1 protein-coding gene is annotated in these 284 nt (G+C 64.1%); it reads right to left on the bottom strand.

Annotated elements, in window-relative coordinates:
* On the bottom strand, positions 1–284 hold a 284-nt coding region (locus AKL29_RS43750; protein WP_202814556.1), incomplete at both ends, for a DUF5801 repeats-in-toxin domain-containing protein.

Genomic DNA, 284 nt, shown 5'->3' with positions numbered 1-284 from the left:
GTGCCGCCTGCGGTGTCGCTGCCAACGGGACGGGTCTCATCCAGCACGAGGCTGTCAGTCGGACCGGTCACCGTGCCGGCGGTTGGGCCGCTGTCCTGGATCGTGAACACACCGGTGCCGACGTCGAGCGGCGTCGTCACACTGTCGCCGTCCGCGTCGGTGATGGTCTGCACCACCTGAAGCAGATTGGCAGCTGACAGCGTCAGCGTCGCAGAATCGTCCGGATTGGTGGGATCGGAATGCCAGATGTTGTTGAGCTGGGTAAAGGTGACGATACCGGTCGT

It is taken from the genome of Bradyrhizobium pachyrhizi (assembly GCF_001189245.1).
GTDB classification, from domain to species: Bacteria; Pseudomonadota; Alphaproteobacteria; order Rhizobiales; family Xanthobacteraceae; genus Bradyrhizobium; species Bradyrhizobium pachyrhizi.
The sequence above is the reverse complement of the archived record's forward strand: the minus strand, read 5'-3'. Positions and strand labels throughout refer to the sequence as shown.